We start from the raw sequence: 12,164 nt of genomic DNA on the forward strand, positions 1-12,164 counted from the left end.
CCGGAAGGTGGTGCCGGTACCGCCCGCCTACACCACGATGACCTGCTCCGGGTGCGGCGAGAGAACCAATCTCCGCCTCGGACTGGGCGTACGGACTTTCGAGTGCACGGCCTGCGGCTACACCGCCGACCGCGACCTCAACGCCGCGAGGACGATCCTCGCCACGGCTGAACGCGACCGTGCCAGCGCCGACGACGTAAGACATCAGATCGCCTCCTTCCGGGAGGACTGGTCACATGCGGTCCGAGCTGGAAATCCAGGGCCACGCCCCGGAGGAAAACCCCCCGGATTCATCCGTAGGGATCGTTAACGTCACGCCGCCTGCTCCCCGTAGTAGTCCAGGAAGATCTCTTCGAGGCTGGGTTCGCGCACCGCCAGCGCCGTGACGTCCACGGTGGCGAGTGCCCGCAGGGCGGGGGCGGGCGCCCCGGTGAGGGTGAACCGTAGCCGCCCGTCGCCGGCGGGCTGGACCGCGACGACCCCCGGGATCGTGGTCAGATCGGGGGCGGTGCCGGTGAAGGTGATGGTCACCTCGGAGCGGTGCATGCCTCGCAACTCGCTGATGGTGGACACCGTGACGAGCCGGCCGGCGCGCAGGATGCCCACCCGGTCGCAGACGGCTTCGACCTCGGAGAGCTGGTGGGAGCTCAAGAAGACCGTCTGCCCACGGTCGCGGGCCGTGTGGACCGCGGCACGGAACTCGCGTTCCATCAGCGGGTCCAGACCGCTGGTCGGCTCATCGAGGACCAGCAGCGGTGCCCGGGTGGCGAACGCGGCGATCAGCGCGACCTTCTGCCGGTTGCCGGTCGAGTAGGTCCGGGCCGGTTTCGAAACATCGAGGGCGAACCGTTTGACGAGCTCATCGCGGTAGTCCTCGTCGATACCCGGTCCGGTACGGGCTTGCAGGTGCAGGATCTCGGCGCCGGTCAACTGCGGCCACAGGGCCACGTCGGCCGGCATGTACGCCAGATGCCGGTGGGCTCGCGCCACGTCGGAGGCCGCGACACCGAACACCTCGGCCCGGCCGGCAGTCGGCCGGGCGAGTCCGAGCAGCAGCCGGATCGTGGTGGATTTGCCGGCCCCGTTCGGGCCGAGGAACCCGAACACCTCGCCCGGAGTGACATCGAGGCACAGGGAGTCGAGAGCGGTCAGGTGGCCGTACCGTTTCGTCAGGTCAACGGCGCGCAGCGCGGGGTCGGTCATCGCAGGGGTGCCTTTCGGTCGACGCGGATCAATGACCGCCGACCAGACTTCCCGGCACACCTACCGTTCACCGTACGCTCCGCCCTCAACGGCGGAAAGCCCCGTGCCGCTCACGGCGTGAACAACAGCCAGGCGACCTGGGCACGGCGAGTTCGCGAATGCCGGCTCCGTGGTCAGCGCCGTACGGTGTCGTCGTCCCAGACGTCGGGGATGCCGTCAGCGTCGGTGTCGACTTCCTCGGCCCGGCACACGCGCCGGTAGTGGCGGTTGCGGGCGCGCAGGACGATGGATGCCAGCAGCGCCGAGATCAACGATCCGACCAGAATCCCGATCCGGGCGTGCTCGTCGTGCGCGCTGCCGGTGCCGAAGGCGAGTTCGCCGATCAGCAGCGACACGGTGAACCCGATCCCGGCGAGCAGGGACAGCCCGAGAACGTCCCACCAGCTCATCTGCTCACCCAGCGAAGCCCGGGTGAACCGTTGCACCAGCCACGTCGCGCCGAGCACGCCCGCACATTTGCCCACCACGAGCCCGACGACGATACCGATCATGATCGGATCGGCCAGGGCAGCGCCGATGCCGCCGGATACCGACACACCCGCGGCGAAGAACGCGAACACCGGCACCGCGAACCCGGCCGACAGCGGCCGCCACCGATGCTCGAAATGCTCTGCCAGCCCGGGCCCGTCGCCGCCACTGCGGCGGACCACCGGGACGAGGAAGCCGAGCAGCACTCCGGCCACGGTGGCGTGGACACCGGAGGCGTGCACCAGCATCCAGGTGGCGGCGGCCAGCGGCAGCAGCAGCCACCAGGACCGGACCCGACGCTGCACCAGCAACGCGAACAGCCCCAGCGGTACGACGGCGGCGGCCAGCGGCAGCGGATTCAAGGAGTCGGTGTAGAAGACCGCGATGATCAGAATGGCGAGCAGGTCGTCGACGACTGCGAGAGTCAGCAGGAACGTACGCAGGGCGGCGGGCAGGTGGGTGGAGATCACCGCCAGTACGGCCAGGGCGAAAGCGATGTCGGTCGCGGTCGGGACCGCCCAGCCCACCGGCGCGCCGCCGTCGAGGGTCGTGTTGACCGCGGTGTAGATCAGCGCCGGTACCGCCATCCCGCCCACGGCGGCGGCGACCGGCAGCATCGCGCGTCGCGGGTCGCGCAGGTCACCGGCGACGAACTCGCGTTTGAGCTCCAGCCCGGCGACGAAGAAGAAGATCGCCAGCAGACCGTCGGCCGCCCACTGGGCCAGCGTCAGGTCCAGATGCAGCCCGGCCGGGCCGATCCGCCAGGCGGTCAGGTCCTGGTACACCACCGCCCAGGGCGAGTTGGCCCAGGCCAGGGCGACGACCGCGGCGATCAGCAGCAACGCGCCACCGGCGGTCTCAGCGCGCAGGATGTCGGCGATCCGGCTGACCTCGGGCCAGGTGCCCCGGCCGAACAGGTAGCGGGTGGGACGAGGAGGTGTTCCGGTCATAAGACTCCTTCGGCAGGGCACGGCAACAACGTCGCCGACCAGCCTTCCCGGCACACCTCCGATACAACCTACCTGGTCCGGGCCGGTCAGTCGCAGTGGTAACCGCTGGTGCCGTCACTGCACCGTCGGCGGCCAGTAGCTCGCGGACGGGTCGGCGGCACATCTCACGGCTTCGTGGGCTCGTCCGGCCAGACCAGCAGGGACGAGCCGCCCTCCGAATCCGCATCTCGTCGCCGTGCCGGTTCGCGCAGCGTGTTCTCGCTGGACAGGTAGCGGTATCCCCGGCCGAGCATCAGCGACATGAGGAACACCGGCGTGTACGGCAGTAGTGCCGGCGCACCGGCGGCATCCGCCCCACCCGGATCGATCACGAAGGCCGAGGCGGCCGCAATCGTGAGTACGGCGGCGTCCGCGATCCGGGTCACCTTTGCAGCGACCACACCGGCGGCCACCGTCACGATCAGCACACGCGACATCTGCTCTGCGGCGGGGTACAACACCGACGCCGCCATCGCCGACACCGCGATCGCAGCGACACCGGTCAACAACTCAACGACGCGGCCCGTGTCGAAGGAGCCGACGGCCGGGACCGCTCTGGAACGTGAGGACCGTCTTCGCGATATCTGCACCACCAGTTCGTACTCCCACCCGGCCCAGGGCGGGGTTCACGTATACGACACTGGTACGCCTTCGCCCGGGAAACTAACGCGGTGTATACACGCGGACGGCGGCTCGTGGTGTTCAGGGCCAGTGCTAGAACTCGATCACGCCCCATGGTGCGGTCGGCGAGCAGCCCGTGCGTACCCGGACGAGGTCTTCGAGGAATTTTCGGGTCGCCGGCTGGCGGCCCGTAGCAATGTCGTTAAAACCGTCGATGTTCCTTGTCCGGCAAGGGGCCGAGCGATGGCCTTGAGGCATGACCGTTCGTGATTCCGGCCGGCGGCTCAACACCGTCTGGAACGAGCCGTTCGCTCAGCTCAGCGATCAGATCATCGACGAGGCCGTGGCGGGCGCGTTCGCCGCCGCTCCGGCTGACGTGACTTTTGAGCGGCGGATACTTCGCGGCCGGCCGGCGCCGGTTCTGGCCGGCATCGCCGACGGCGCGAACGACCTCATCGTGTTGGGCAGTCGGCGCCATCGCTGGCTTGGGCCCGGCGTCGCCCGGGCCTGTATCCGTTACGCGTCGTGCCCGGTGGTCGTGGTCCCGCCGCCGTGGCTCGCCACACGCAAGCTCAGCCGCGATCTCGACCGCGACCTACGCCACCTGACCAAGGACTCCTGAGCGCTCAATGAGTGGCCCGGGATGCAAGTCCTGGACCGGCCCTTGTCAGGGCCGGTAGCGGTAGCCCATGCCGGGTTCGGTGATGAGATGCCGGGGGTGTGCGGGGTCGGCTTCGAGTTTGCGGCGCAGCCGGGCCATGTACTGGCGCAGGTAGTTGGTGTGCGTCTGCGCCTGTGGGCCCCACACGTCGCGTAACAGCGCCTGCTGGCTGATCAGTTTGCCGGGGTGGCGCAGCAGGTGGTCGAGCAGTTCCCACTCGGTCGGGGTGAGCCGCACCTCGGTGTCGCCGCCGGTGACGCTGCGGGCGGCGAGGTCGACGGTGTGGGAGCCGAGGGTGACGAGTGGTCCGTCGTCGGCGGGCTGCGCTCGGCGGGTGATGGCCCGGATACGGGCGAGGAGTTCGTCGATACCGAACGGTTTCGTGACGTAGTCGTCGGCGCCGGCGTCGAGAGCGGACACCTTGTCGGCACTGCCGGCCCGGCCGGACAGCACGATGATCGGGACGTTGGTCCAGCCCCGCAGGCCGCGGATCACCTCGGTGCCGTCCATGTCCGGCAGGCCGAGGTCGAGCACGACGATGTCGGGCGGCTCCTGGCCGGCGGTGTGCAGGCCGGTGACGGCGTCGCGGGCGGTGTCGATGGTGTAGCCGCGGGCTCTGAGGTTGATGCTCAGCGCCCGTACGATCTGAGGCTCGTCGTCGATGACGAGAACGCGGGTCACGTCATGCCCCTGACCGGCAATGCGATGATCATGGTGAGTCCTCCTCCGGGGGTCGCCTCCGGGGTCAGCGTTCCGCCCATCGCTTCGGTCAGGCCTCTCGACAGCGCGAGGCCGAGGCCGACGCCGGTGTGGTTGTCGCGGTCGCCGAGACGCTGGAACGGCAGGAACACGTCGTCCCAGCGGTCGTCGGGGATGCCGGGGCCGTGGTCGATGACCCGGAGTTCGACGGTGTCGCCGTGGCTGCTGCCGGTGATGATCGGTGGCCGGCCGGGTGGGCTGTAGCGCAGCGCGTTGGTGACGATGTTGACCAGGATCCGTTCGAGCAGGCCGGGGTCGGCGTGCAGCAGGGGCAGGTCGTCGGGGACGTGCACGGTCACCAGGCGGCCGTCGGGGCCGATGTCGTCGAGGGCGCGGGGCACCACCTCCTCGGCGCCGACGTCGATGGCGGCGACACCGAGGGCGCCGGCCTGGAGGCGGCTCATGTCGAGCAGGTTGGCGACCAGCCGATCGAGGCGGTCGAGGGATTCGTCGGCGGTGGCCAGCAACTCGGCGCGGTCGTCGTCGTCGAACTGCACGTCGCTGCTGCGCAGGCTCGCCACGGAGGCTTTGGCCGACGCGAGTGGGGTGCGCAGGTCGTGGCTGACGGCGGCGAGCAGCGCGGTCCGCATCCGGTCGGCTTCCGCGAGGGGTTTCGCGGCGGCCGCCTCGGTGGCGAGGCGTTCCTGCTTGACGGCGACGGCGGCCTGGGCGGCGAACGCCTCGACGATGCGCCGGTCGGAGGCCTGCAAGGTGTGTCCCTTGAGCAGCAGCATCAGGTCTCCGTCGGCGGTCACCTCCACGTCGGAGTCGGCGGGCCGCTCGCACGCGGCCGGGCCTACCGAGGCGACGACGGCGCCTTTCTCCAGCAGGGTGACCGAGTCGAGGCCGAAGGTCTCGCGGAGCCGTTCGAGCAGGGCGAGCAGCGGGCGTTCGCCGCGCAGGACTCCGCCGGCGACGGTGGCGAGGGTCTGTGCGTCGGCGGCGGCCTCGGCGGCCTGGCGGGTCTTGCGGGCGGCGGTGTCGACGACCCAGCTGACGGCGATGGCGACGATGACGAAGATCGCGAGGGCGAGGAGGTTCTGGCCCTCGGCGATGGTGAACCGGCCGATCGGTGCGGTGAAGAACCAGTTGAGCAGCAGGGATCCGGCGACCGCGGCGAGCAGCGCGGGCCACAGGCCGCCGATCAGCGCGACACCGATCACGGCGACGAGGAACAGCAGGATGTCGTTGATCAGTGGCAGGGTCGGGCCGACTTTGAGCGCGATCGTGAGCAGTGGGAGCCCGAGCAGGGCGGCGAGGAATCCGGCGATCCGGCGGCTGCGGGACAGGGCGGCCGGGATCGGACCACGGCGGCGGCCCTGCCGGGCGCGTTCGTGGGTGACCAGGTGCACGTCGATGGACCCGGACCGGGCGATCGTGGTCACCCCGACGCCGGTGGCGAACAGCTGGGCGAACCGGCCGCGGCTGGAGGCGCCGAGGACGATCTGGGTGGCGTTGGCGCCACGGGCGAAGTCGAGCAGCGCCTGCGGGATGTCGGTGCCGACGACCTGGTGGTACGTGCCACCGAGGCTCTCCACGAGCACGCGCTGCCGGGCGAGTTCGGCGGGGTCGGCGCCGGCCAGCCCGTCGTTGCGGGTGACGTGCACGGCCATCAGGTCGGCGCCTTTGACCCGGGCGGCGATGCGGGAGGCCCGGCGGATCAGGGTGTCGCCTTCGGGGCCGCCGGTGAGCGCGACGACGACCCGTTCGCGGGTCTCCCAGGTGTTGTCGATGGCGTTGTCGGCACGGTACTTGTCGAGCTGGTCGTCGACCTTGTCGGCCAGCCAGAGCAGGGCGAGTTCACGCAGGGCGGTGAGGTTGCCGGTGCGGAAGTAGTTGCCGAGGGCGGCGTCGATCTTCTCGGGCCGGTAGATGTTGCCGTGCGCCATCCGGCGGCGTAGCGCCTCCGGGGTCATGTCGACGAGTTCGACCTGCTCGGCGGCGCGGACGATCGCGTCCGGGACGGTCTCGCGCTGTTCGACGCCGGTGATCCGGGCGACGACGTCGTTGAGCGATTCCAGGTGTTGGACGTTGACCGTGGTGAGCACGTCGATACCCGCGTCGAGCAGGGCGTGCACGTCCTGCCAGCGTTTGGCGTGGACCGAGCCGGGCACGTTGCTGTGCGCGAGCTCGTCGACGATCGCCACCTCGGGCCGGCGGTCGAGCACCGCATCGAGGTCCATCTCGGTGAACCGGGCGCCGCGGTACTCGATCGTCCGGCGCTCGATGATCTCCAGGTCGGCGAGCATGGCCTGGGTGTGTTTGCGGCCGTGGGTCTCGACGAACGCGACGACCACGTCGGTGCCACGTTCGATGCGGCGGTGGGCTTCCTCGAGCATCGTGTACGTCTTGCCGACACCCGGCGCCGCGCCGAGGTAGATCCGCAGTTCCCCACGTGCCATGGGTGTCCTCCCGGAAGGGCCGGCCGGACCGGGCCGTGGAAGCCCGGTCCGGCCGCTCTCGTCATTTGCCGTCCAGCGCCAGGTTCAGTTCGAGGACGTTGACGCCCGGTTCACCGAGGAACCCTAGGGCACGACCGTCGGTGTGTTCGGCGATCAACTCGCGGACTCGTGCCTCGTCGATGCCGCGCACACGGGCGACGCGGGCGACCTGGAGTTCGGCGTAGGCGGGACTGACGTGCGGGTCGAGGCCGCTGGCGCTGGCGGTGACCGCGTCGGCCGGGACGACCGGCTTGGCGGGCGCGTCACCGCGGATCGGGGTGATCACGGCGCCCTGGGCCTGGTAGTCCTCGTCGTTCTTCGCCGACTCGACGGCCACGCCCTCGTAGGTGGCGAGGAACGGGGTGCCGGTCTGGTTGACCGACACGACCCGGGTGATCGGGCCGGTGAAGCCGTCGCGGTGGAAGACCGCGAGAACCGCGCCGACGCCGTCTGCGGTGCAGTAGGGGCGGCTGCCGTCGACGCCTTCGAGGGTGCCGACGGCGAGGCTGCGGGCGCAGACCTGGGTGAGCAGGCTCTGCGACGCGGTCTCCTCGTCGGCCGACAGGGTGTCGACGACGCTTTCCGGGCCGAGGTTGCTGGCCGACGTCGATGTCGGGTCGTAGCCGTCGCCCGCGGCCGACGGCCGGGACTGGAAGTACTTGGCGACCGGGTTGCCGTCGGCGTCGGTGAACGACTGACCGATCAGGGTGCTGCCGACGGCGACCATGGAGCCGGATGCCTTGTCGGACAGGCCGGGGATCTTGCCGACGCCGACGAGCAGCAGCGGGTAGGCGAGGCCGACGATGGCGGTGAGGACGAGCAGCGCGCGCAGCGCCGCGAGGTGCTGGGCGAGCCAGGCGGGAAGTCGCATTCTGATCAGATCCCCGGGATGAACTGGATGAGCAGGTCGATGAGTTTGATGCCGACGAACGGGGCGATGACACCGCCGAGGCCGTAGATCAGCAGGTTGCGCGACAGCAGCTGGCTCGCTGACGACGGCCGGTACTGCACGCCGCGCAGCGCCAGCGGGATCAGAAAGACGATCACGATCGCGTTGAAGATGACCGCGGACAGGATCGCCGACCCGGGTGAGTGCAGCCGCATGATGTTGAGCGCGTCCAGGCCCGGGTAGACCGCGGCGAACATGGCCGGGATGATCGCGAAGTACTTGGCGATGTCGTTGGCGATGGAGAACGTCGTCAACGCGCCGCGGGTGATCAGAAGCTGCTTGCCGATCTCGACGATCTCGATGAGTTTCGTCGGGTCCGAGTCGAGGTCGACCATGTTGCCGGCCTCTTTCGCGGCCGACGTGCCGGTGTTCATGGCCACCCCGACGTCAGCCTGCGCGAGTGCGGGCGCGTCGTTCGTACCGTCGCCGGTCATCGCAACCAATCGGCCGCCCGCCTGTTCTCTGCGGATATAAGCGAGTTTGTCCTCCGGGGTGGCCTCGGCGAGGAAGTCGTCGACGCCGGCTTCGGCGGCGATCGCCGCCGCGGTCCGCGGGTTGTCGCCGGTGATCATCACCGTGCGGATGCCCATCCGGCGCATCTCGTCGAAACGCTCACGCATCCCGGACTTGACCACGTCCTTGAGGTGGATCACCCCGAGCACCCGATCGTTTTCGGCCACCACGAGCGGGGTGCCGCCAGAGCCGCTGATCGCGTCGACGATCTCGCCGACCTGCTCGGTGGGGTGCCCGCCGTTGGAGCGGACCCACTTCATCACCGCGGTCGCGGCACCCTTGCGGATCCTGCGCTCACCGAGGTCGACGCCGCTCATCCGGGTCTGCGCGGTGAACGGCACGAACGTCGCGTCGCTCATCAGGCCCGGCTCACGTTCGCGCAGGCCGTACTCGTTCTTGGCGAGCACCACGATCGACCGGCCCTCCGGCGTCTCGTCGGCCAGGCTGGACAACTGCGCGGCGTCGGCAAGGTCCTTTCGATCAACACCATCCACGGGTACGAACTCCGCCGCCTGCCGATTGCCGAGCGTGATCGTGCCGGTCTTGTCGAGCAGCAGGGTGTTCACATCTCCGGCCGCCTCGACCGCGCGCCCGCTCATCGCGAGGACGTTGCGCTGCACGAGCCGGTCCATGCCGGCGATCCCGATAGCCGACAGCAGCGCCCCGATCGTCGTCGGGATCAGGCAGACCAGCAGCGACACCAGCACGATCCCGGTGACACCGTTGCCGTCGATCGCCGTGGTGTCCGGCGCTGCCGCCTGCCACGCCTTGGAGAAGATCGCCAGCGGCTGCAACGTGACAACGGCCAGCAGGAAGATGATCGTCAGCGCGGCGAGCAGGATGTTCAGCGCGATCTCATTCGGGGTCTTCTGCCGGTTCGCGCCTTCGACCAGCGCGATCATCCGGTCGACGAAACTCTCCCCCGGCTTCTGGGTGATCCGCACGACGATCCGGTCGGACAGCACCTTCGTACCGCCGGTGACCGCCGACCGGTCACCGCCTGACTCCCGGATGACCGGCGCCGACTCGCCGGTGATCGCCGACTCGTCGACGCTGGCGATGCCCTCGATGACGTCGCCGTCCCCGGGGATGATCTGCCCGGCCACGACGACGACCACGTCACCGAGTTTCAGGTCGGTCGCCGGGATGTCCCGGCCGTCCTTCAGATGGGCGATCATGTCCTGTTTCGCGCTGCGCAGCGCGGCGGCCTGCGCCTTGCCGCGGCCCTCGGCGACGGCCTCGGCCAGGTTCGCGAAGACCACGGTCAGCCACAGCCAGACAGTGATCAGCCAGGCGAACAGGGTCGGCTCGACGATGCTGAGCACAGTGGTGAACACGGCGCCGGCCTCGACGATGAACATCACCGGGTTGCGCCACATCACCCGCGGGTCGAGCTTGCGCAGCGCGTCGGGCAGCGAACGCCACAGCTGCTTCGGGTCGAGCAGGCCGGCCTTGACCGGGGCAGGCGGCGGGGTGGGGTCGACCTTGATCAGGTCGTCCAGGGTGGCGGTCATCGGGGTGCCTTTCTCACGTTCATCAGTTCGCCCGGTCATGACAGCCCCTCGGCCAGCGGGCCGAGCGCCAGCGCCGGGAGGAACGTCAGCGCGACGAGGACGACGGTCACGCCGGCGACCATGCCGACGAACAGCGGCTGGTGGGTGGGCAGGGTGCCCTCGGTCTCCGGTGCGGGCTGCTGCTTGGCCAGCGATCCGGCCAGCGCCAGGACCAGCACGATCGGCAGGAACCGGCCGAGCAGCATGGCCAGGCCGAGCGCGATGTCCCACCACGGGGTGTTGACGGTGATACCGGCGAACGCGGAGCCGTTGTTGTTGGCGGCGCTCGTGAACGCGTACAACACCTCGGAGAGGCCGTGCGGGCCGACGTTGAGCGCGGTGGAATTGTTGCCCGTCGCGAACGCCGCGGCCGTTCCGGTCAGGACCAGGATCGGGGTGACCAGGAAGTACAGCGACGCGAGCTTGATCTCCCGGGCGCGGATCTTCTTACCCAGATATTCGGGGGTACGGCCGACCATCAGCCCCGCCACGAACACCGTGATCACCGCCAGGATCAGCATGCCGTAGAGCCCCGACCCGACGCCGCCCGGCGCGACCTCGCCGAGCATCATGTTGACGATCGGCATCATGCCGCCGAGCGCGGTGTACGAGTCGTGGAACGAGTTGACCGCGCCGGTCGAGGTGAGCGTGGTCGCAGCAGCGAAGGTGGCCGAGTTCGCGACGCCGAACCGGGTCTCCTTGCCCTCCATCGCCGCGCCGACCGCCTGCGGCACGGTGCCGGCGCCGTGGGTCTCGAAGCCGACGGTCAGCGCGATGCTGCCGAGCGCCAGGATCGCCATGACCGCGACGATGGCGTAGCCCTGCCGGTTCTGGCCGACCATCCGGCCGAAGACACGGGGCAGGCTGAACGGGATCACCAGGATCAGGAAGATCTCGATCCAGTTGGTCCAGGTAGTCGGGTTCTCGAACGGATGGGCCGAGTTGACGTTGTAGAAACCCCCACCGTTCGTACCCAGTTCCTTGATGGCCTCCTGGGAGGCGACCGGGCCGCCGGTGATGTGCTGCGCCCCTCCGGTCAGGGTAGTCACGTCCACTCCCCCGGACAGGTTCTGCACCATCCCGCCGATCATGAACACGATCGCGAAGAGAATGGACAGCGGCAGCAGGATCCGCAGGCAGATCCGGGTCAGGTCGACCCAGAAGTTGCCGAGCGTCTCGGACTTGCGGGCGGCGAACCCGCGGACCAGCGCGACCGCAACGGCGATGCCGACACTCGCCGACACGAAGTTCTGCACCGCCAGGCCGGCCATCTGCACCAGGTGGCCCATGGTCGATTCACCGGAGTAGGCCTGCCAGTTGGTGTTGGTCACGAAGCTGACCGCGGTGTTCCAGGCGATGTGGTCGGTGACAGCGGGCAACCCGAGCGACAGCCACAGCTTGTCCTGCAACCGCAGGAACGCGTAGAGGAACAGGACCGAGACCGCGGAGAACGCGAGGACGCTGCGGGCGTAGACACCCCAGGTCTGCTCGGTGTTCGCGTCCACGCCGACGAGGCGGTAGATGCCCCTCTCGGCGCGGGCGTGCCGAGTGCCCGACACGACGCGGTACATGTAGTCACCGAACGGCCGATACACCGCCACGAGCGCGGCGATCAGCGTCAGCACGAAAAGCCAGCCGGCCATCAGAACTTCTCCGGGAAGAGCAGGGCGGCCACCAGGAAGGCGGCCAGGGCGACGGCCAGGATCAGGCCGATCAGGTTGACGGCGCTCATCCGCGTTCGACCGCCTTGATCAGCACGGTCAGCGCCGCGAACAGCACTCCCGTGAGAACGACGAACAGAAGATCAGCCACGGAGGACTCCAGTTGGGCGAAGGGGTGTTGCCCGAACAGCAAATCTCGCCACAGCCCTGATGGAAATGGTTGTTCACGCGATGCGTACGCGGGCACAGCATTTGTTCACGCTTTTTTGACGCGGGGTGAGGGCGG

At 69.2% G+C, this 12,164-nt stretch carries 12 protein-coding genes; 2 read left to right on the plus strand and 10 right to left on the minus strand.

The window, feature by feature from the left end:
* Positions 1 to 37 precede the first annotated feature (37 nt).
* Positions 38 to 310, plus strand: a complete 273-nt coding sequence (locus AB0E94_RS37115; protein ID WP_360336316.1) for a zinc ribbon domain-containing protein — start codon at positions 38 to 40, stop codon at positions 308 to 310.
* A gap of 2 nt (positions 311 to 312) precedes the next feature.
* Here AB0E94_RS37115 and AB0E94_RS37120 read toward each other — a convergent pair whose 3' ends face one another.
* The 3 genes from AB0E94_RS37120 to AB0E94_RS37130 all read right to left on the minus strand — a co-directional run bounded on the left by AB0E94_RS37120 (position 313) and on the right by AB0E94_RS37130 (position 3,226).
* On the minus strand, positions 313 to 1,203 hold the full coding sequence (locus AB0E94_RS37120) for an ABC transporter ATP-binding protein (RefSeq protein ID WP_360336215.1): 891 nt from the start codon (positions 1,201 to 1,203) through the stop codon (positions 313 to 315).
* Positions 1,204 to 1,376: 173 nt separating this feature from the next.
* The gene (gene nhaA, locus AB0E94_RS37125; RefSeq protein ID WP_360336217.1) at positions 1,377 to 2,681 is read right to left on the minus strand and encodes a Na+/H+ antiporter NhaA; all 1,305 of its coding nucleotides are present in this window, start codon (positions 2,679 to 2,681) and stop codon (positions 1,377 to 1,379) included.
* 164 nt (positions 2,682 to 2,845) lie between these two features.
* Positions 2,846 to 3,226: a hypothetical protein gene (locus AB0E94_RS37130; protein ID WP_360336219.1), complete on the minus strand. Its 381-nt coding sequence runs from the start codon at positions 3,224 to 3,226 to the stop codon at positions 2,846 to 2,848.
* A 371-nt stretch (positions 3,227 to 3,597) separates the two neighbouring features.
* Between AB0E94_RS37130 and AB0E94_RS37135 the strand changes: the two genes are divergently transcribed.
* Positions 3,598 to 3,963: a universal stress protein gene (locus tag AB0E94_RS37135; RefSeq protein WP_360336221.1), complete on the plus strand. Its 366-nt coding sequence runs from the start codon at positions 3,598 to 3,600 to the stop codon at positions 3,961 to 3,963.
* A 45-nt stretch (positions 3,964 to 4,008) separates the two neighbouring features.
* Here AB0E94_RS37135 and AB0E94_RS37140 read toward each other — a convergent pair whose 3' ends face one another.
* From AB0E94_RS37140 to AB0E94_RS37170, 7 genes are all read right to left on the minus strand, one after another.
* Positions 4,009 to 4,683 (minus strand): response regulator, encoded by a 675-nt coding sequence (locus tag AB0E94_RS37140; protein ID WP_360336223.1) that lies wholly within the window; start codon positions 4,681 to 4,683, stop codon positions 4,009 to 4,011.
* Positions 4,680 to 7,163 carry a sensor histidine kinase KdpD gene (locus AB0E94_RS37145; RefSeq protein ID WP_360336225.1) on the minus strand — a complete coding sequence of 828 codons (2,484 nt, stop codon included), beginning with the start codon at positions 7,161 to 7,163 and terminating at the stop codon, positions 4,680 to 4,682. Before AB0E94_RS37145 ends, AB0E94_RS37140 begins: the two co-directional genes overlap by 4 nt.
* A 61-nt stretch (positions 7,164 to 7,224) precedes the next feature.
* On the minus strand, positions 7,225 to 8,073 hold the full coding sequence (locus AB0E94_RS37150) for a potassium-transporting ATPase subunit C (protein ID WP_360336227.1): 849 nt from the start codon (positions 8,071 to 8,073) through the stop codon (positions 7,225 to 7,227).
* A gap of 5 nt (positions 8,074 to 8,078) precedes the next feature.
* Complete coding sequence (gene kdpB, locus AB0E94_RS37155; protein ID WP_360336318.1) at positions 8,079 to 10,178, minus strand: potassium-transporting ATPase subunit KdpB; 2,100 nt, start codon at positions 10,176 to 10,178, stop codon at positions 8,079 to 8,081.
* Between the two features lie 35 nt (positions 10,179 to 10,213).
* On the minus strand, positions 10,214 to 11,860 hold the full coding sequence (gene kdpA / locus AB0E94_RS37160; protein ID WP_360336229.1) for a potassium-transporting ATPase subunit KdpA: 1,647 nt from the start codon (positions 11,858 to 11,860) through the stop codon (positions 10,214 to 10,216).
* Positions 11,860 to 11,949 (minus strand): K(+)-transporting ATPase subunit F, encoded by a 90-nt coding sequence (gene kdpF, locus AB0E94_RS37165; protein ID WP_092556036.1) that lies wholly within the window; start codon positions 11,947 to 11,949, stop codon positions 11,860 to 11,862. Before kdpF ends, kdpA begins: the two co-directional genes overlap by 1 nt.
* Positions 11,946 to 12,125: a hypothetical protein gene (locus AB0E94_RS37170; protein ID WP_360336232.1), complete on the minus strand. Its 180-nt coding sequence runs from the start codon at positions 12,123 to 12,125 to the stop codon at positions 11,946 to 11,948. The genes kdpF and AB0E94_RS37170 overlap by 4 nt, the downstream gene beginning before the upstream one ends.
* Between the last annotated feature and the right edge of the window lie 39 nt (positions 12,126 to 12,164).

Source organism: Actinoplanes sp. NPDC026670, assembly GCF_040638175.1.
Lineage (GTDB): Bacteria > Actinomycetota > Actinomycetes > Mycobacteriales > Micromonosporaceae > Actinoplanes.